Genomic DNA, 17,550 nt, shown 5'->3' on the forward strand with positions numbered 1-17,550 from the left:
GCAGCTGCGCTGACCGCTGCGGCCGGCCCCGAGGTCGCGAATATACGAAAAGTTGAAGGTTGGGCTGAACGATGCTCCGTGGTCACACGGGGGGCGTTCACGGACACGATGGCATTGCAGCGCAAACACATGCTTCGTGTCGGGGCGGTGGTCGCCTGTGTCGGGATCTTCCTGGCCGGCGCCGATCTCGCCGTGACTGCGCTGATCGGCAACCAGACCGCGCGCCAGCTCAGCGACCTCAGCAAGGTGGCACTGCGCCGCTCCGAAGCCGCGATCGACTCCGCCGGCTCCATCCTGCATCGCCTCATCGCGAAGGGACCGATGGATTGCAGCGCCATCGCGCTGCAGGCGCTGCGCCTGCACGTCTACCAAGGCACCATCGTCAAGGACATCCGCACCGTCGACCGCGAGGGGTCCGTGCTCTGCGCGGCCTATTCCGAGACACTCGAATTCGACAATGGCTGGGCGCGGCGGGACGAGATGTTCCAGTCGGCCGACGGCCAGCTGCGGCTGTTCCGCGTCGCGCAGTTCACGGGCGCCGCGTTCGGCGTGCTGCGCGACATCGACGCACAGCGCTCATTGGCGGCGATCCTGCGCATCGACGGCAATCTGCTCGACGTGATGCCGGCCGGCCTGCGCGCCGAGAGCCACGTCACCCTCACGCTGCCCGATGGCGAGCAGGTCGCGGGCTATCATCCCGACGCGTCATCCAAGCCGCCGACCCAGAGCGTCGCCTTCACCACGGTGTCCGATCGCTATCCGCTGCAGGCCACCATCCATGTGCGGCCGTACAGCCTCAGTGCGCGCCACGACATGTCCTATCTGCTGACGATGCTCGCCGCGGGCATGCTCGGCGGCGTGTTCGGGCTGCTGCTGGCGAGCTATCTGAGCCGCCCTGTCGATCCGGTGGCCGAGCTCGACCGCGCCCTCGCGGGCAATGAGTTCAAGCCCTATGTGCAGCCGACCTTCAGCCTGAAGACCGGCGACATCGTCGGCTGCGAGATGCTGGCGCGCTGGGAGAAGCCGGACGGCCGGCTGATTCCGCCGATGAGCTTCATCCCGCTGGCCGAAAGCTCCGGCCGCATCGAAAGGCTGACCTGGCAGATCCTGAAAACCGCGCTGCGCGGGCTGCAGCCCGAGATGCGGCAGGACAAGCTGTTCAAGCTGTCCGTCAACATCACGCCGCGGCATCTGCTCGGCGCCGGCTTCATCGACGATCTGCGCAAGGTGGTCGCATCCTCGTCGGTCTCGACCCGCCAGGTCGTGCTCGAGGTGACCGAACGCGAGGAGCTCGCCGATCTCGACAAGGCGACCGATGTCGTGAAGGAGCTCAGCGATCTCGGCTTCCGCATCGCGCTCGACGACGTCGGTATCGGCCATAGCGGCCTGTCCACCATCCAGCGGCTCGGCGCGCGCATCCTGAAGATCGACAAGTTCTTCGTCGACGCGATCACCCGCGACCAGTCCGCCGTCGTCGTGGTGCAGATGCTGGTGGCGCTGGCGCGCGAGCTGGAGATGTCAGTGGTCGCCGAGGGCATCGAGCATCAGGAGCAGGTCGCTGCGCTGCTCGCCTGCGGGGTCGAGGAAGGCCAGGGTTATCTGGTCGCGCCGCCGATGTCGCTCGATCGCTTCAAGCACTTCCTCGACGTGCGCCGCGCCGCGGCCCCTGCGGAGCAGACCAAGACGCCGGTGCTGGCGGCCTGAGGGCCGCGGTCACTGCTTCGTCATCTGTCCACGGATCTCGCCGCCCGGATTGGCCTGGGTGTGGATGTTGGCGTACCATTTGCCGGCGAGCAGATCCGCCGCCTGTGCCTCGGTGAGCGCGGACGCCCCCGTGATCGGCGACTCCGGGCTCTTGAACGGCAGCACGATGCCGGCATTCTTGCCGGGCTCGCTGGGTCCGTGGAAATGCGCGCCGATCGGCGGGCCGCTCAGGCCGGAGAAGGTGATCGTCCAGACCAGCGTCTTGGTGGTGGTGTCGAAGCTCGCTTCGGCCGTGCCGGACGCGGCGCTCGCATTCGGCGGGACCTCGTTGGCGGCCTTGAGCTCGGACTTCAAGATGACGGTTTCGGCACGAGCCGACGGCAACCCCGCAGCGCATGTCGAGACGAGCACCGCCAAAACGAGCTTACGGTTCATGGCTTCCTCCCGGTCGTTGGTTGCAGTCTGGAGTCTGAGGACCCCGGAGGCAAGCCGATATTCCGCAATGCGCATGCGGGAGCCGCGGCCGCGGCGTTGATTGATCAATGCCGGCGGCTGTGCCAAACAGGATGAAACAACAACGAGCTCGACGGAAGGCAATGGCGGAACGGATGGCTGCTTCCAGGACGGCGCGCGGCAAGGTCGGGCGCCCCTCGCTCGAACGTGCCGGCGAGGTCGAGGAGCGCATCCTGGACGCCGCCAAGACGGTGTTCCTCGCCAACGGCTTCGAGGGCGCCAGCGTCGACGAGATCGCGCAGACGGCGCGCGCCGGCAAGCCGACGATCTATGCACGCTTTCCCAGCAAGGCGGCGCTGTTCGCGGCGGTGATCGGCCGCCAGGCGGCGCGCAATACGCAGTATGAGAACCTCGTTCCGCAAGGACGCAGCTTCCGTTCCAGGCTCGTGAACCTCGGCGTGACGCTGATCGAGCGCGCCTTCGAGGACGAGACCATCGGCCTGATGCGCACCGCCATTGCCGAGAACCCCCGCTTCCCGGACCTTACGCTGGAAATCCAGGCCTCGGCGCGCCAGCGCGCCACTCTCAATGTCGGTCACGTTCTCGGCGAGCTGGCGCGGGCAGAAGGCCTCGCCGGCAAGGGCGCCTTTGCGGCGGAGCGGATCGAGGACACGGCCCGGATCTTCATCGATCTAGTGGTGTTCTCCATGCTGATGCGGGCGCTGCTCGGCGAGGACATCCGTGCGCTGAAGAAGGAGCTTCAGGCTTGCGTCGAAGGACGGGTCGCCTTTTTCCTGTCGGCGACGACGTGAGAGCGCAGCGCTGTTGGCAGCCGGCCTCGGCCTGCACGAACGGCACCTGATGTCGCCTGCCGTCATTCCCGGGCATTCGCGCGCAAAATGGCGCTATTTCCCGGCGCTTTTTGCCTTCAGCTCCGGAAAGATCGTCTCGTCCTGCAGGATCACGTCGGCCGTGCGCTGATAGTGTGCGGTCAGCAAGGCGACCGCGCGCTCCGTGTCCGCGTCGAGCACGGCCGCGACGATCTCCGCATGCTCGTCGCCCACCGCGCGCGAGGGAAACGCCTTGCGGATGGACAGCCTGCGATAGCGATAGAGCTGGTCGGCGAGCTGACCACAGAACCCGATCAGCGATTGCGAGCCGCAGTTCGAGATCAGGACCCGGTGATAGATCCGGTGCAGCTTCTCCCACTCCGGATTGTCCTCGAACGTCGTCGCGCTCAGCGAGCGCGGCGCGCGACTCAGGCGATGCTGCGCCAGCACCAGTTGCTCCTCCCATTGCGGCGTCGCCGCCGCCATCGACTCGCGCAGCGCCAGCGCCTCGACCCAGCAGCGCGTCTTGGTCAGCTCGGCGAGCTCGGCGCGGCTGATGTCCTTGACGTAGAAGCCGCGCTGCTCGCGCACCTCGACCAGGCCGTCGGCCGTGAGACGGTTCAGCGCCTCGCGCAGCGGCGTCTGCCCGGTCTGATAGGTCTCGGTCAGGAAGCGCATCTGCAGCTTGCGCGATGGCGCGAGCCGCCCGGACAGCAGGTCCTCCCGCAGCCGGTCATACACATGGCTTGCCTGGGTCGACGGGCCCTGCCCCTCGACCTCGATCACCGCGTCCACGTTCGATCTCCCCTCGGAATCGCCGCTCTTGTATAGAGCTTCACCCTGAAACATAAAATTTATAAATTCTGATTGATTTCGATTTTTTATGTAATAAAAGAACTTCGCCGGATCGCCGGCCATGACAAGAAACATCGCGCGCTCCTCTCAGGGGGCGCGCCGGAGGACTCGTCCATGACCCGATTTCCGGTCACGGCTCTACGCAGCGTCGACCTCGGCACGCCCGATCTTGGCCGGTCCGAGGCGTTCTATCGCGACGTCTGGGGGCTGGAGCGGGTCGCCACCGCGGACGGCGTCATCTACCTGCGCGCCACAGGACGCGACCATCACGTCGTCGCGCTGCACCGGAGCGATCGCACCGAGCTGAAGGCCGTGACGTTCCGTGTCGCCGAAGCCACTGATTTCGACACCATCGCGCGCAACGCCCTTCAACAGGGCGCGACCTTGATCGCAGCCGCCGCGTCGAACCCGGCGCCCGATGGCGGCGTGATCATGAGCCTGCGCAGCCCCGAGGGCTGCACGCTGCGCTTCGTGCATGGCGACGTCACGCACGAGGCCAGGCCATCACGACCGGAGCTTCCGGAGCGCCTCGCTCACGTCAATCTCAACAGCACCGATGTCGACCTTACCGCCGCCTTCTACGAACACGCGCTTGGCTTCAAGCTCACGGATCGCTCGGCGGCGATGGCCTTCGTGCGCTGCAATTCCGACCATCATGCCGTCGTCATCGCGAGCGCCAAGGTGAACGGCCTCAACCACGTCGCCTTCCTGATGCCGACCTGGGAAGGCGTGATGCGCGGATCGGGCCGCATGATCGATGCCGGCTATCCGATCGCCTGGGGCGTCGGCCGCCACGGCCCCGGCGACAACGTGTTCGCCTATTTCCTCGATCCCCAGGGCATCGTCATCGAATACACCGCCGAGGTGCTGCAGGTCGACGACGACTACGTCGTGCGCGGTCCCGAGCATTGGGTCTGGCCGCCCGGCCGCACCGATCAATGGGGCATCGCGCCGCCCAAGGCCGAGCACGTCAAGGCCGCGCAGCTCGCGGTTGGCTTCGCCGCCTGACCTTCTTCCAACGCCGAGATTCGCGCGCCATGTCCGCCACGTCGAACACAGAACACCATCAGGTCGTCATCATCGGCTTCGGGCCGACCGGCGCCTTTGCGGCAAGCCTGCTCGGCCGCGAGGGCGTCAGCGCGCTTGCGATCGACCGTGCCCGCGAGATCTACGACAAGCCGCGCGCGATCGCGCTCGATCACGAGATCATGCGGCTGTTCGACAATCTCGGCATCGCCGAGCAAGTCAGCCGCTACGTCGCGCCGTTTCCGGCCTCGGAGCATTTCGGCGCACAAGGACAACTGATCCGCCGCATCGACATGGTAGGCCCGCCCTACCCGCTCGGCTACACGCCGAGCATGGTGTTCACCCAGCCGCCGGTCGAGCAGGTGATGCGCGACCGCGTCGCCGACTGCCCCTCCGTCACGGTCGAGCTCGGCACGACCCTGGTCGACATCCGTCAGGATGCGAACGCCGCGACCGTCGTTTTGAAGCGCGAGGACGGCAGCACGCGCGAGGTCACGGCCGACTACGTCATCGCCTGCGACGGCGCCTCCAGCACCGTCCGCCAGACCCTCGGCATCGGCTTCGACGATCTCGACTTCGACGAGCCCTGGCTGGTCGTCGACCTGCTGGTCAACGACAGCGGTATGAGCAGGCTGCCGGCGACCGCGGCCCAATTCTGCAATCCGGCGCGGCCGACCACTTACATCATCGGCCCCGGCAACCACCGTCGCTTCGAGATCATGCTGCGCCCGGGCGAAGACCGACATGCGATGGAGCAGCCCGGGCAGGTCTGGCAACTTCTCTCACCCTGGCTCTCGCCTGAGGATGGCCAGCTGTGGCGCGCGGCGAGCTACCGCTTCCATGCGCTGGTCGCCGGCCGCTGGCGCGACGGCCGCGTGCTGCTGGCCGGCGATGCCGCGCATCAGCAGCCGCCCTTCATCGGCCAGGGCATGTGCCAGGGCCTGCGCGATGCTGCCAACCTCAGCTGGAAGCTCGTTCGCGTGCTGCGCGGTCAATCGGGGTCGGCGCTGCTCGACAGCTACGAGGTCGAGCGCAGCACCCATGTCCGCGAGCTCACCACCCGCATCAAGGCGATCGGCCGCGTGATCTGCGAGCAGGACCCCGTGGCTGCCGCAGCCCGTGACGCGCGCATCCTCGCCGAGGGCGGCGGCGCGCCGCGCACCATCACCCGGCAGGAGATCGTGCCGCCGCTGACCACGGGCCTGCTGGCGACGAAGGCGAACGCCGCCAACGGCACGCTGTTTCCACAGCCCTGGATTCTGCGAGATGGGGAACGTGTCCTGCTCGATGCGGTCGCTGGAACCGGATGGCGGCTGGTCCTCGACGGACGGCGCGCACCAAGCGCGCAGGCGGACGCCCACATCCATGTGATCACCATCGGTGGCAGCGGCCTGACCGAAGAGAGCGGCGTGGTCGCGCGATGGTTCGAGCGCCATGGCTGCAGCGCCGCACTGGTGCGGCCCGATCACTACGTCTACGGCGTCGCCGCGGACACGCCGGAGCTCGCGGCGCTGCTGACCGAGCTGCACGAACGACTGAACTAATCAAAACAAAAACATCAAAGGGGAAGCGCCATGACGACAACGACCGAGACCGCGAGCGGATCAGCGGGAGGACGCGCGATCGCCGTCCTCATCATGCTGTTCCTGTTCCAGACGCTGAATTTCTTCGACAAGCTGGTGTTCGGCCTCTCGGCCGTGCCGATGATGAAGGAGCTGGGACTCAGCCCGAAGGATTTCGGCCTGATCGGCAGCAGCTTCTTCCTGCTGTTCTCGCTGTCAGGCATGGCCGTCGGCATGTTCGTGGTCGGCCGCTTTCCGGTGAAATGGCTGCTCTTGATCATGGCCGGCGTCTGGTCGGCGACGCAGCTGCCGATCTTCTTTTCCGGCTCGATCGCGGTGCTTGTGGTCTGCCGCATCATCCTCGGCGCCGGTGAAGGCCCGGGCCTGCCGACCGCGCTGCACGCCTGCTACAACTGGTTTCCCGCCGACAAACGCAGTGTCCCGAGCGCGGTGGTGCTGCAGGGCATCAGCGTCGGCCTGCTCGCCGGCGGCCCGATCCTGACCTATGTCATCGTCAACTACGGCTGGCGCACCGGATTCCTGTTCTGCGGCCTGCTCGGGCTGGCCTGGATGCTCGGCTGGTTCTTCATCGGCGGCGAAGGCCCCTACTCGGCCGCACATGCGCCGGAAGCTGTCGTGGCCAAGGACAAGGCGCTGCCCGCGCGCGTGCTGTGGGGCGATGCCACGGTGATCGGCGTCATCATCATGTCGACCGCGTCGTACTGGATCGTCGGCATGTCTGCGACCTGGCTGCCGCCCTATCTGCAGCTCGGGCTCGGCTACAAGCAGGTCGATGTCGGCTGGATCATCTCGGCCATCTACCTGTTCCAGTCGCCGCTGCTGCTCGGCGGCTCCTGGCTGACGCAAGTTCTGCAGCGCAAGGGCTTCAGCCTGCGCGCCTGCCTCGGCCACGCCTCGGGCCTCGCGCTGCTCGCTGCCGGCTGCGCACTGCTGCTCAGCATCGTCACGACGGGCCCGCTGCAGCTCGCCTGCGTCGCGATCGCCTTCGCCGCGCCAAGCCTCACGACGATCTTCGGGCCGGTCGCGCTCGGCGCCATCGCGCCGGCCGTGCAACGCGGACGGCTGATCGTCGTGATCTACTCGGGCAACGCCGCCTCGGCGCTGGTCTCGAACGCACTCACCGGCTGGATCGTCGGGGAGGCCGGCAGCAACGCGCCGCTGGGCTATGCCCATGCCATGACCTTCACCGCCGGCGTGCTCATCGTCGGCGCCCTCTCCGCCTTCGCCCTGATCTTCCCGGAGCGCACCATCGCGCGCTTCGCGCGGACGGCGCAGGAACCAACCTCCCCCTCCGCCGTCGCGGCGGTCTCGACCTGACCAGAGGACATCCCATGAAATTCGCGAGTTTTGAAATCAACAATGTCAAGTCCTGGGGACTGGTCGAAGGCGATGAGGTCGCCGATCTCGGCGCTGTCCTGCGAGACCGCTTTCCCGATTTGAAGTCGGTGATTGCCGCCGATGCGCTGAAGGAGGTCGCTGCCGCGACGAGCAGCGCCAAGCGGCATTCGCTCTCGGCCATCACCTTCCTGCCTGTCATCCCCAACCCCGACAAGATCCTCTGCATCGGCCTGAACTACGAGACCCACCGCAAGGAGACCGGTCGCTCCGAGGTCGAGAACCCCACGGTGTTCGGCCGCTTCCCCAACAGCCAGACCGGGCATCTGGCGAACATCATCCGCCCGCGCGTCTCGACCGATCTGGATTTCGAGGGCGAGCTCGCCGTGATCATCGGCAAGCCCGGCCGCTATATCCCGCGCAGTGAGGCGTTCCAGCACATTGCCGGTTATGCCTGCTACAACGAGGGCAGCGTGCGCGACTTCCAGCGCCATACGCATCAGTTCACCCCGGGCAAGAATTTCCCCGACACCGGCGCGTTCGGCCCGTGGCTGGTGACGGCTGACGAGATCGACGATCTCGGCCCGCTGAAGCTGCAGACGCGGCTGAACGGCGAGGTGGTGCAGGAGGCGACGATCAGCCAGATGATCTTCGATATCCCGCGCCAGATCGAATATTGCTCCTCCTTCACCCGGCTCGAGCCCGGCGACGTCATCGCCACCGGCACCCCCGGCGGCGTCGGCTCCCGCCGCACGCCGCCGCTGTGGATGAAGCCGGGGGATGTGGTGGAAGTGGAGATCGACCGTATCGGACTGCTGCGGAACGGGATCGCGGACGAGGCGATTTAAGTCCGCTCGCTCGCCCTGCAGCGATCTCACTCGCTTTCTCCTCCGTCATTCCGGGGCGCGCGCAGCGCAAGCCCGGAATCCATAACCACGACCATCAATGGCGTACCACCGGTCTACGCACTGCAGCTCTCGCCCAACATGGCGGCCCGTGGGTATGGATTCCGGGCTCATTCGCGCTGCTTCAAAATGGCTTCGCCATTTTGCGCGCGAATGCCCCGGAATGACAGCGGAGACACCAACTCCCCCTCAATGCGCCATTGCCGGGCCGCCGCCGAGCTTCACCTTGCGCAAGGTCAGCGCCAGCGGGATGGCCGACAGCGAGATCAGCATCAAGGCCCAGTACACATCCACATAGGCCAGCAGCGAGGACTGCATCTGCACGGTCTGGCCGATCCAGGCCAGCGCCTGCTGCTTCGCCAGCACCATCGAGCTGCCATGGGCGGCGAAGTAGTTGGTCACCTGGTTCAGCGTGTCCTGATAGGCCGGGTTCGACGGGATCGTGCCCTCGATAAGGCGATTTTGGTGGAACTGCCCGCGATGCGCCAGGATGTTGGCGGCGAGCGACACGCCGATCGAACCGCCGGTGTTGCGCGCGGCGTTGATCAGCGCCGAAGCCTGGTCGGTCCTTTCAGGGGGAATGCCGTTGTAGGACGCGGTCGTGATCGAGAGGAAGATCAGCGGCAGGCCGATGCCGATCAGCATGCGGGACTCCGCGAAGAACCAGAAGTCGACATTGGCGTAGACCCGGGTGAGGTCATACATCGCGAACGCCACGACGGCGGCGCCGGTCATGATCATGTATTTCGGCTGCACCTTGCCCGAGAGCCGCCCGACCGCGAACATCATAGCCATGGTGACCAGGCCGCCGGGCGACAGCACGAGGCCGGCCCAGGTGGCGGTATAGCCGAAATCCTGCTGCACCATCTGCGGCAGCATCTGCGTGGTGCCGAGCAGGATCGCGCCGGTCGCGAGCATCACCAGGAAGCAGGCGCCGAACTGGCGCGAGGCCAGCATGCGCACGTCGACCGTCGGGTTCTTCTGGTTTATCTCCCAGGGGATCATAGCGATGAAGGCCGACACACAGACCGCTGCGGTGATCACGATGAAGCGGGAGTCGAACCAGTCATCCTCCAGGCCGCGGTCGAGCATCAGCTCGAGCGCGCCGAGGAAGGTCGCGACCAGGATGAAGCCGACGACGTCGAAGCCGTGCGCCTGCTTGCGCCGCTCCTCGGTGACCTCCTGCGGCTCCTTGAGGATCAGTCCGATCAGCACCATCGCGGCGACGCCGACCGGGCCGTTGATCAGGAAGCACCAGTGCCAGGAGGCATTGTCGGAGAGATAGCCGCCGAGCGTCGGGCCGACCACCGGCGCGACGACAACGGCGACGCCGAACAGCGCAAATGCCTGGCCGCGCTTCTCCGGCAAGAAGGAGTCGGCGAGGATCGATTGCGCCACCGGCACCATGCCGCCGCCGCCGAGGCCCTGCAGGATACGGAACAGCAGCAGCACCTGCAGATTCCAGGCGAAGCCGCACAGCACCGAGCTCAGGGTGAACAGGCCGAGGCACATGATGAAGAAGGTCTTGCGGCCCAGCCTCTTGGCGAGATAGCTCGACGCCGTCAGGATGATGGCGTTGGAGACGAGATAGGTCGTCACCACCCAGGAGGATTCGTCCTGGCTGACGCCCATGCCGCCCGCGATATAGGGCAGCGCGACATTGGCGATGGTGGTGTCGAGCACCTCCATGAAGGTCGCGAGCGCGACCAGCACCGCGATGATCCACGGACTGCCGGCGCGCGGCGCCGAGAGAGCGGCGGCATCGCTCATGGCATCAGCCTCCTCACAGCACGGCCTTCAGCCGCTCATAAAGCGAGGGCTTGGGATCGACCCGCACGGTCGGCACCACCGACATGCCCGGGCCGAGCGCGACGTCGGTCGGCGGATCATCCATGTCGATCCTTACGGGCACGCGCTGCACGATCTTGACGTAGTTGCCGGTCGCGTTCTGCGGCGGCAGCAGTGAGAACGCCGGGCCCGAGCCGGACTGCACGCTGGCGACATGACCGCGGATCTCGCGCTCCGGATAGGCATCGATCTCCAGGGTCACCGGCTGGCCGGGGCGCATCTGGTCGAGCTGAGTTTCCTTGAAATTGGCGGTGACCCAGACCTCGTCGGGCACGAACATCGACAGCGCCGTGCCTTGGGCTGCGAACTGCCCATCGGCGGCGCTGAGATTGACGATGCGGCCGGGCTGCGCCGCGGTCACCGTCGTGTAGGACAGATTGAGCTGCGCCTGGTCGCGCTGGGCCTGCGCTTGGGCGAGATTGGCATCGGCGCTCTCGCGCTGGGCCTTCAGCGATTCCAGCTGCCGCTGCGCGACCTGCAGGTTGGCCTGCGCCGAGGTCAGCCCGGCCTTCGCCTGCTGAAGCTGCGAGGTGTATTGCTGCTCACTCTGCACGGTGCCGGAGCCGGTGCGGGCGAGGTCCTGATAGCGCTTGGCCTGCTGCTCGGCAAAGGTCAGCCCGGCCTGTGACTGGTCGACCTGGGCCTGGCCCGCGGTGATCTGCGCCTGCTGAACCGCGATCTGCGCGTCGATATTGTGGATCGCGGCCTCCGCCGATCTGACCTGCGCCTCGGCCTGCGCCAGCGCCGTCTTGTAGTCGCGGTCGTCGATGCGGGCGATCACGTCGCCGGCCTTGACGTGCTGGTTGTCGGTGACCGGAACCGCGGTGATGTAGCCCGAGACCTTCGGCGCGATCGAGAACTGGCGGGCCGCGATGAAGGCGTCGTCGGTGCTCTCGAAATGGCCCGCCGCGTCGTAATAGATGTAGCCGCCGGAAGCGGCCGCCAGCAGCACGACGAGACCAAGCGCGGCGCCCACCGGGTGCCGCCGCAGCATGCCACGGCGCGGCTTGTCGCCTTGCTCGCTCTGCCCCTCCGGGGCGGGAGCAGTCTCATCCGGCTGATGCGTTTCTCGATCGGCCTCGCGGCGGAGCTCCTTGACGGCATCGCCGCGCCATTGCTTCAACGCGCGCTCGCGCGCCGGGACGGCAGGATCGGAAGGCTTGGAGGGCGGCGTGGACTCGGTGGTGGACGACTGGACGGCCATTGCGGCGCTCCGAAAAGAACGAAACTGTTCCGTTCTAAAATAGAGAACGGATCTCAACAGGCAAGCCCGGAGGGCCGCTTCGGGATCGATAACTTTTCGTGAGCGGACCCTAAAATTTCCGTCATCCAATCGTAGGCACGATCGGATCGGCTCGACGCGATGACGATCTGGAGTTCAGCGCGCCGGCGGCGGACCAGCCATGCGCGCGACGAGCGTCAGCGCAGCGACAACAGGCGGGATCACGAAGCACCAGCTGCCGAGCCTGACGAACAGCAGCGCGGCCGCGCCGCAGCCGAGCGCGAAGGCCGCGACGTTGACCGCCATCTGCACCAACCGCGCGGGCGGCGGTGCCTGGCCCTTGTCGCCGACATAGATCTTGTCGGCGATGTCGATCATCACCTGCGTGGTGGTGCCGGTCATCAGGGTGGAGGGCGGCGAGGTCGGCAGATGGATCCGATGCACGGCGTTCTGGATCGCCATCGCCGCCACCAGCACCATGCCGGTAAGGATCGCCTCGTGGCTGTCGCCGTTGTGGAACGGGCCGAAATGGATGGCGAGCGCGGCCCCGAGGACGAGCAGCACCAGCTTGACGGCGATCAGGATCTCGAACGCGCGCGACCATCTGCGCGACAGCAGCGTGCCGGTCAGCCGCGTCGCGATCACGACGACGCAGAACACCGGCAGCGCCAGCAGTTTTGCGATGGCGCCGGACGTTCCAAGCGCCAGCGCCGCGCCGAAGGTGACGAAGTTGCCGGTGACATGCGCGGTGAACAGGCCCTGCAGCGCGAGGAAGCCGGCGGTGTCGACATAGCCGGCATTGACGCTGAGCAGCAGCGGGACGATACGCGAGTCCGTGGTCGCCATGGGTTGCCTGCCTTCGTTGATCAGAGCGCGTATTTCAGCTCGACGCCGATGTAATTCGAATCGTGCCCGCCGGCGCGGCGCAGCGTGTCGCCGATGTCGTAATGCACGGCCTCGATCGCACCGGTGAGGTTGGCATCGAAGCGATAGTCGGCGCGCAGCTGCGCATAGGCGCCGGACCAGAGACTGCCCTGCCCGGCGGTGCCGGCCACCGCGACATTGGGCTGGACGTAGATCGCGTCCGCAATCGTCGCGCGCCATTGCAGGCCGATCGCGGCCATGAACGACAGCGCCGCGGTGGGCTTCACGGTCAGCGACGGCTTGAGGTGAATCAGGTTGGTGTAGCCGGTGAAGCCGGCGAGCGAGAAGTAGTAGCCGTTCGGAAACAGCGGATTGAAGGTCTCGATCCGGCCGTCGCCGCGATGGCGGTCGCCGGAGGCGCCGTCGAGCTGGAGGCCGATCCGCGGCTGCCAGGCGATGTCGGCGAAGGTGTAGCCGGCGCGGGCGCCGGCACCCCAGGCGCGGATCTGCTTGGCGCCCACCGAGCCCGCCTGCCCCATGGCTTCGAGATCCCAATCGAAACCGGCGAGCTTGCCGGCGAAGCGGAGGTCGAGCACGTGGCGCTGCTCGAGGCCCGCGGCGTCGAGAAAGCGCGCATTGTCGCGCTGGTAGTAGGAGTAGTATGCGGACAGCTCGTTGGTGCCGAGCACGTGGCGTTCGACGCGGAAGGTGTGGAACAGGAACTTGCCGTTGGACGTATCGTCGAACGGCCGCACCAGATTGTACTGCACCGGCTGGCTGACGAAGCCGATGAAGCGCCAGGGACCGCTTTCCCAATCGCCCCACAGCGCGTCGAAGGACTGGCGCACGTTCGGCCCGTCGCGCGAGGAGACGAAGCGCTGCAGGTCGAAGTCGAAATCCTGCCGGCCGACACGGGCCTTGAACGTGCCCTGCTCCGTCGCGTTGACGTAGGCGAGGAAAGCCAGCCGGAGATCGAGCGGGTTCTGGTCGACCGACGTGATGTTGGCCTTGCCGAAGGCTCTCGCGTCCTCGAGCTGGACGAAGGCCTGCCAGTGCTCGTCGAAATGCGCGTCGACGTGGATCTGCAGCCGTTGCAGGACATGGGAATCGGGCTTGGCGCCGCCGATGCCGAAGCTCGCCGCGTCCAGGCTCTCGAACCGCTCGCGCAGGGTCATGCCGAACGAGACGTAGCTCTGCGGCACGCCGGCCTGCAGCGGGATGTATTTGATCGGATCGAACGGCTGCGTGCGCAGCGCCGGATTGGCAAGAACGGACCAGTCCTCCTGCCAGCGGTTGGTGCGGATGGCGGGACGGCTGTCTTCGGCGTCGGCCACGCCGCACGACGCTGCGATCATCGCAACAGCGGCCGCCGTCCTCGTCAGTGCCTGCCCCATCCGCACGTGCGTCCCCATCGGGCTACTTTACCAGCGCGTGGATTTCCGCGACATAGCCGCCGGGAAACTGCACCAGCGCCTGCTCGCGCTTGTCGGCGGTGAAGGGCTCGACCAGCACGGTCGCGCCCGCGCCCTTGGCCTTGTCTAGCGTGGCTTTGAGATCGGCGACCTCGTAGCCGGTCATCTCGCGGCCGAACGGATATGGCAGATGGCCGTCGGTGACGAGCACGGTCATGCGGCCGAACACCGACTCGATGCGGATACGCCGGTAGTGATCGTTGGGACGGCCGATCTCGACGCCAGGCGCCTTGGCCTCGTCGGAAACGACCTTGCCCTTCGCAAAGCGCAGGAAGGCGCGCGTGAAGGCTTCGGCGCGATCGGCCGAGACATAGACGCGGTTCTCCGGAACCGTCTCGAACGCCGCATAGGACGGCTTGGTCGTGTGCCAGTAGAGCTGCATGTTGACGCCGCCCGGCCACTGGATCACGGCATCGCGGCCGATCGGATCGGGAAACGGCGCGACCACGACATTGGCGCCGGCGGCTTTGGCCGCCTTGATGGCGGCGTCCATGTCGGTGACGAGATAGCCGGTGCGCTCGGCGCCGAACGGATATGGGATCGGAGTCTTGAAGCCGAACAGCGACACCGTACCGACCGGCGTCTGCAGCAGTTGCGACGTCGTGCTGCTCGGCGTCGGCGTCACCGTGGCGACGACCTGCTTGGTGCTCTGGCCGCCGAAGGTGGCGAGGAAGCTCGTCACGAACTTCTCGACGTCGTCGGGCGCGACGTAGACATGCGTCGTATCGTATTGCGCACCGACGCCGACGAGCGGCGCGGTGTCCTTGGCGAGCGCGGGAACGGCGAGCAGCGAGGTGGCGACGAGTGCGCCGAGCAGATGACGGGACATGACAACCTCAGACAGGAAGACGCAGATCAGGCGCGGCGCGCGCGCCAGGACATGACGGAGACGAGCACGAGACCGGCGATCAGCCCGAGATGCTCGAAGAAAGCGTTGAGCGCCATGAAGCGGTCATGGCCCTGCATGTGCCAGAAGTCGTTGGCGGTGAGCATGGCGACAAAGGTGAGCACGCCGAGCCCGCCGGCGCCGAGCCAGACCAACCGGTTGAACACGACGAGCAGCGAACCGATCAGCTCGACGGCGATCGCAGCGGCCGCCCACAGCGCCGCCGGCTGCAGGCCGAAATGGGCCTGCTCGGCGATCGCGCCCGGGAAGTCCGCGAGCTTCTGGAGGCCGCCGATCAGATAGGCCGAGACCAGCGCGAGGCGGACTGCGGGCCACAGCCACGGCCAATCGAGCACCACGGCGATCGGCCGCGGCGTATCGGACATTGCGGCCATTACACCGCCCAGCAGGCGCAGCCGAGCGCGCCCCAGAAGCTCTTGAGATCAGCGACCGGCAATTGGCTCGACCAGGAGCGTGCGTGATCGTGGCCGTGCACGCCGCAGGAGTTGGCGCAGCCGCACATCTGCATCGCCTGGGCACGCACCGCGCCGGTCTCATCTTTCGCGAGCCACGCGCCGTAGCCGCCGAAGCGGCGCACCGGCGACCAATCCGGCATCGCAGGCGGCGGCACGGCGTCGTCGAGCGTCTTGAAGTCCGACGCTGCGTAGACCACGCGGCCGCCGACCATGGTGAGGTGGCTCGTGATGTCGGCGATCTCGGCCTCGGCGCAGGCGAAGAAGTCCCGATCCGGCACGATCAGATCGGCGAACTGTCCGACCTCGATGCGACCCTTCTTGCCCTCTTCATTGGAGAACCAGGTGACGTTCTCGGTCCACATCCGTAACGCCGTCTCGCGGTCGAGGCAGTTGCGCTGCGGGTAAAGCCGCAGGCCGCCGACGGTGCGGCCGGTCACCAGCCACGACAGCGAGACCCAGGGATTGTAGGACGCGACGCGCGTCGCATCGGTACCGGCCGAGACCTTGACGCCCTTGTCCAGGATCTTCTTCACCGGCGGCGTCGCCTCGGCTGCGCCAAAGCCATAGCGCTCGACGAAGTACTCGCCCTGATAGGCCATACGGTGCTGCACGGCGATGCCGCCGCCCAGCGCCGCGATGCGGTCGATCGACTGGTCCGAGATGGTCTCGGCATGATCGAAGAACCAGTTGATACCGTCGAGCGGCGTGTCCTGGTTGACGGTCTCGAACACGTCGAGCGCGCGCGAGATGGTCTCGTCATAGGTCGCGTGCAGCCGCCACGGCCATTTGTTCTGCACGAGGATGCGCACGACCTCCTCGAGCTCGCCTTCCATCTCGGCCGGCATGTCCGGCCGCGGCACGCGAAAATCCTCGAAGTCGGCGGCGGAGAACACCAGCATCTCGCCAGCGCCGTTGTGCCGGAAATAGTCGTTGCCCTGCTTGTAGGACGAGCTCTGCGTCCAGCGCAGAAAATCGTCCTTCTCGCCCTTCGGCTTCTGCGTGAACAGATTGTAGGCGAGCCGGATCGTGAGCTGGCCGTCATCGGACAGCTTCTGGATCACGGCATAGTCGTCGGGATAGTTCTGGAAGCCGCCGCCGGCATCGATCGCGCCGGTGACGCCGAGCCGGTTCAGCTCGCGCATGAAGTGGCGCGTCGAGTTGAGCTGATAGTCGAACGGCAGTTTTGGGCCTTTGGCGAGCGTGGCATAGAGAATGGCGGCATTCGGCCTGGCGAGCAGCAGGCCGGTCGGATTGCCCTGGGCATCGCGCACGATCTCGCCGCCCGGCGGCTGCGGCGTGTCCTTGTCGTAGCCGACGGCGCGCAAGGCAGCCCCGTTCAGGAGGGCGCGGTCGTAGAGGTGGAGCAGGAACACCGGCGTATCCGGCGCCACCGCATTGAGCTCGTCGATGGTCGGCAGCCGCTTCTCGGCGAACTGGTGCTCGGTGAAGCCGCCGACCACGCGCACCCATTGCGGTGGCGGCGTGATCGCGACCTGCGCCTTCAGCATCGCCATGGCGTCAGCGAGCGAGCGCACGCCGTCCCAGCGCAGCTCCATGTTGAAGTTGAGCCCGCCGCGGATGATGTGGAGGTGATTGTCGATCAAGCCCGGCAGCACGCGCCGGCCCTTGAGGTCGATCAGCTTGGTCTTCGGGCCGGCGAGCTTCATCACGTCCGGCTCATGGCCGACAGCCGTGAACACGCCGTCCTTGATCGCCACCGCATTCACCTGCGGATTGGAGCGGTCGAGCGTCGTGAACAGGCCGCGATGCAGGATGAGGTCGGGATGATCGCTCATGAGGCCTTCTCGTCTGGCGCAGCGTTATTGTTGGTCTCCGCCCGGCCGTGATGGCCGGGCAGCAGGCCGAAGATATGCGTGGCGCAGGCTGCCTTCTGCCAGGCCGCAACAATGCTGCTGCCATCGAGGAGCTGCCGGCCCACGGGGATCACCTGCTCTCCGACGAGGATGCCGAGCAGGCCGACCAGCGCCACCAGCGGCGGCGCCGGCGAGCGGACCTGAAGCAGGCTGTAGATCACGCCGACCAACAGCCCTGCCCCGAGCGAGAACAGATAGATCTTCATGACGCGCCCTT

At 66.7% G+C, this 17,550-nt stretch carries 16 protein-coding genes; 6 read left to right on the forward strand and 10 right to left on the reverse strand.

Annotated elements, in window-relative coordinates; all coding sequences use genetic code 11:
* Positions 1–129: 129 nt before the first annotated feature.
* Entirely contained in the window at positions 130–1,704 is a 1,575-nt protein-coding gene (locus QX108_RS09450) for an EAL domain-containing protein (RefSeq protein WP_315779578.1), read from the forward strand.
* A 9-nt stretch (positions 1,705–1,713) separates the two neighbouring features.
* On the opposite strand, the gene QX108_RS09455 is transcribed toward QX108_RS09450, so the two are convergent.
* The gene (locus QX108_RS09455; RefSeq protein WP_315779576.1) at positions 1,714–2,139 is read right to left on the reverse strand and encodes a CHRD domain-containing protein; all 426 of its coding nucleotides are present in this window, start codon (positions 2,137–2,139) and stop codon (positions 1,714–1,716) included.
* A gap of 173 nt (positions 2,140–2,312) precedes the next feature.
* Between QX108_RS09455 and QX108_RS09460 the strand changes: the two genes are divergently transcribed.
* A complete protein-coding gene (locus QX108_RS09460; RefSeq protein ID WP_172112784.1) occupies positions 2,313–2,969 on the forward strand; it encodes a TetR/AcrR family transcriptional regulator in 657 nt (218 codons plus the stop codon).
* Positions 2,970–3,062: 93 nt separating this feature from the next.
* Here QX108_RS09460 and QX108_RS09465 read toward each other — a convergent pair whose 3' ends face one another.
* Complete coding sequence (locus QX108_RS09465) at positions 3,063–3,782, reverse strand: GntR family transcriptional regulator (RefSeq protein WP_315779574.1); 720 nt, start codon at positions 3,780–3,782, stop codon at positions 3,063–3,065.
* Between the two features lie 174 nt (positions 3,783–3,956).
* On the opposite strand from QX108_RS09465, the gene QX108_RS09470 reads away from it, so the two are divergent.
* The 4 genes from QX108_RS09470 to QX108_RS09485 are packed head-to-tail and all read left to right on the forward strand — an operon-like array spanning position 3,957 to position 8,634.
* Complete coding sequence (locus QX108_RS09470) at positions 3,957–4,850, forward strand: VOC family protein (RefSeq protein ID WP_315779572.1); 894 nt, start codon at positions 3,957–3,959, stop codon at positions 4,848–4,850.
* A gap of 29 nt (positions 4,851–4,879) precedes the next feature.
* Complete coding sequence (locus QX108_RS09475; RefSeq protein ID WP_315779570.1) at positions 4,880–6,412, forward strand: bifunctional 3-(3-hydroxy-phenyl)propionate/3-hydroxycinnamic acid hydroxylase; 1,533 nt, start codon at positions 4,880–4,882, stop codon at positions 6,410–6,412.
* A 30-nt stretch (positions 6,413–6,442) separates the two neighbouring features.
* The gene (locus QX108_RS09480) at positions 6,443–7,768 is read left to right on the forward strand and encodes an MFS transporter (protein WP_315779568.1); all 1,326 of its coding nucleotides are present in this window, start codon (positions 6,443–6,445) and stop codon (positions 7,766–7,768) included.
* A gap of 14 nt (positions 7,769–7,782) precedes the next feature.
* Entirely contained in the window at positions 7,783–8,634 is an 852-nt protein-coding gene (locus QX108_RS09485) for a fumarylacetoacetate hydrolase family protein (RefSeq protein WP_315779566.1), read from the forward strand.
* 246 nt (positions 8,635–8,880) lie between these two features.
* On the opposite strand, the gene QX108_RS09490 is transcribed toward QX108_RS09485, so the two are convergent.
* The 8 genes from QX108_RS09490 to QX108_RS09525 all read right to left on the reverse strand — a co-directional run bounded on the left by QX108_RS09490 (position 8,881) and on the right by QX108_RS09525 (position 17,539).
* Positions 8,881–10,461, reverse strand: a complete 1,581-nt coding sequence (locus tag QX108_RS09490) for a DHA2 family efflux MFS transporter permease subunit (protein ID WP_315779564.1) — start codon at positions 10,459–10,461, stop codon at positions 8,881–8,883.
* A gap of 13 nt (positions 10,462–10,474) precedes the next feature.
* Positions 10,475–11,743, reverse strand: a complete 1,269-nt coding sequence (locus QX108_RS09495; RefSeq protein ID WP_315779562.1) for an HlyD family secretion protein — start codon at positions 11,741–11,743, stop codon at positions 10,475–10,477.
* Positions 11,744–11,917: 174 nt separating this feature from the next.
* Complete coding sequence (locus tag QX108_RS09500) at positions 11,918–12,607, reverse strand: YoaK family protein (RefSeq protein ID WP_315779560.1); 690 nt, start codon at positions 12,605–12,607, stop codon at positions 11,918–11,920.
* A gap of 20 nt (positions 12,608–12,627) precedes the next feature.
* Positions 12,628–14,037, reverse strand: coding sequence for an alginate export family protein (locus QX108_RS09505; RefSeq protein WP_315779558.1), 1,410 nt, complete (start codon positions 14,035–14,037; stop codon positions 12,628–12,630).
* Positions 14,038–14,041: 4 nt separating this feature from the next.
* Positions 14,042–14,926, reverse strand: coding sequence for a glyoxalase (locus tag QX108_RS09510; RefSeq protein WP_315779556.1), 885 nt, complete (start codon positions 14,924–14,926; stop codon positions 14,042–14,044).
* A 26-nt stretch (positions 14,927–14,952) separates the two neighbouring features.
* Complete coding sequence (locus QX108_RS09515; RefSeq protein WP_315779554.1) at positions 14,953–15,378, reverse strand: DoxX family protein; 426 nt, start codon at positions 15,376–15,378, stop codon at positions 14,953–14,955.
* On the reverse strand, positions 15,378–17,255 hold the full coding sequence (locus QX108_RS09520) for an amidohydrolase (RefSeq protein ID WP_315779553.1): 1,878 nt from the start codon (positions 17,253–17,255) through the stop codon (positions 15,378–15,380). The genes QX108_RS09515 and QX108_RS09520 overlap by 1 nt, the downstream gene beginning before the upstream one ends.
* A complete protein-coding gene (locus tag QX108_RS09525; RefSeq protein ID WP_315779551.1) occupies positions 17,252–17,539 on the reverse strand; it encodes a XapX domain-containing protein in 288 nt (95 codons plus the stop codon). The genes QX108_RS09520 and QX108_RS09525 overlap by 4 nt, the downstream gene beginning before the upstream one ends.
* Positions 17,540–17,550: the final 11 nt, after the last annotated feature.

Origin of the sequence: Bradyrhizobium sp. SZCCHNR1002, assembly GCF_032381435.1 — a bacterium.
Lineage (GTDB): Bacteria > Pseudomonadota > Alphaproteobacteria > Rhizobiales > Xanthobacteraceae > Bradyrhizobium > Bradyrhizobium aeschynomenes.

Excerpts from the sequence above, each read along its gene's own strand:
- QX108_RS09450 (WP_315779578.1), top strand. The coding sequence starts at position 130 with ATGCTTCGTGTCGGGGCGGTGGTCGCCTGTGTCGGGATCTTCCTGGCC.
- QX108_RS09455 (WP_315779576.1), bottom strand. The coding sequence starts at position 2,139 with ATGAACCGTAAGCTCGTTTTGGCGGTGCTCGTCTCGACATGCGCTGCG.
- QX108_RS09460 (WP_172112784.1), top strand. The coding sequence starts at position 2,313 with ATGGCTGCTTCCAGGACGGCGCGCGGCAAGGTCGGGCGCCCCTCGCTC.
- QX108_RS09470 (WP_315779572.1), top strand. The coding sequence starts at position 3,957 with ATGACCCGATTTCCGGTCACGGCTCTACGCAGCGTCGACCTCGGCACG.
- QX108_RS09475 (WP_315779570.1), top strand. The coding sequence starts at position 4,880 with ATGTCCGCCACGTCGAACACAGAACACCATCAGGTCGTCATCATCGGC.
- QX108_RS09480 (WP_315779568.1), top strand. The coding sequence starts at position 6,443 with ATGACGACAACGACCGAGACCGCGAGCGGATCAGCGGGAGGACGCGCG.
- QX108_RS09485 (WP_315779566.1), top strand. The coding sequence starts at position 7,783 with ATGAAATTCGCGAGTTTTGAAATCAACAATGTCAAGTCCTGGGGACTG.
- QX108_RS09490 (WP_315779564.1), bottom strand. The coding sequence starts at position 10,461 with ATGAGCGATGCCGCCGCTCTCTCGGCGCCGCGCGCCGGCAGTCCGTGG.
- QX108_RS09495 (WP_315779562.1), bottom strand. The coding sequence starts at position 11,743 with ATGGCCGTCCAGTCGTCCACCACCGAGTCCACGCCGCCCTCCAAGCCT.
- QX108_RS09500 (WP_315779560.1), bottom strand. The coding sequence starts at position 12,607 with ATGGCGACCACGGACTCGCGTATCGTCCCGCTGCTGCTCAGCGTCAAT.
- QX108_RS09505 (WP_315779558.1), bottom strand. The coding sequence starts at position 14,037 with ATGGGGACGCACGTGCGGATGGGGCAGGCACTGACGAGGACGGCGGCC.
- QX108_RS09510 (WP_315779556.1), bottom strand. The coding sequence starts at position 14,926 with ATGTCCCGTCATCTGCTCGGCGCACTCGTCGCCACCTCGCTGCTCGCC.
- QX108_RS09515 (WP_315779554.1), bottom strand. The coding sequence starts at position 15,378 with ATGGCCGCAATGTCCGATACGCCGCGGCCGATCGCCGTGGTGCTCGAT.
- QX108_RS09520 (WP_315779553.1), bottom strand. The coding sequence starts at position 17,255 with ATGAGCGATCATCCCGACCTCATCCTGCATCGCGGCCTGTTCACGACG.
- QX108_RS09525 (WP_315779551.1), bottom strand. The coding sequence starts at position 17,539 with ATGAAGATCTATCTGTTCTCGCTCGGGGCAGGGCTGTTGGTCGGCGTG.